This window comes from Moraxella bovoculi 237 (genome assembly GCF_000696305.2).
Classification (GTDB): Bacteria; Pseudomonadota; Gammaproteobacteria; order Pseudomonadales; family Moraxellaceae; genus Moraxella; species Moraxella bovoculi.
This window is the reverse complement of record NZ_AOMT01000039.1, coordinates 1-574: the sequence shown is the minus strand read 5'-3', so window position 1 is coordinate 574 and position 574 is coordinate 1. Positions and strand designations below refer to the sequence as shown.

1 protein-coding gene is annotated in these 574 nt (G+C 46.7%); it reads right to left on the bottom strand.

Going from position 1 to position 574, the window contains the following annotated elements:
- Positions 1 to 82 precede the first annotated feature (82 nt).
- Positions 83 to 574: ATP-grasp domain-containing protein (locus MBO_RS08945; RefSeq protein WP_036366888.1), on the bottom strand; the 492-nt coding region annotated here is incomplete at its 5' end.

The following is a 574-nucleotide window of genomic DNA, read 5'->3' as shown; positions in this document are numbered from 1 at the left end:
ACGTTAACCGTTTAAACGAAAACTAAAAAACGTAAAAAACGAACGTAACTACGTACGTTCGCTTTTTTTATTGAATTTAATATTAAGACAAGGTCTGCTCTAAGATGGTCACACATAAGGTTGCAAAATCAATTCCCGCTTGCTTTGCCGCCATCGGTACCAAGCTGTGATCCGTCATGCCTGGAACAGTATTGATCTCTAATAGGTATAATTTACCATCGTCAGACTTTAGAAAATCGACGCGCGCCCAACCACGACCACCAATGCCGCTAAAGGCACGTCGCGCAAGCTCGCCCATTTCACGCTCCTGCTCGTCCGTTAGATCTGATGGACATTGATATACCGTGTCGTCGCGCAGATATTTGGCTTCATAGTCATAGAACTTACCCTTAGGGATGATGCGAATACTTGGCAGCACCGTATCGCCAAGCAGCGAACACGCGTACTCACCGCCTGTGATTGCTTTTTCTGCAAGAATCTCGCCGTGATACTGCTTAAGCTTAGGGTATGCTTTTGCCAAATCGCCTACCCTCTCAATCATCATCACGCCAACGCTAGAACCCTCAGCTGCCGG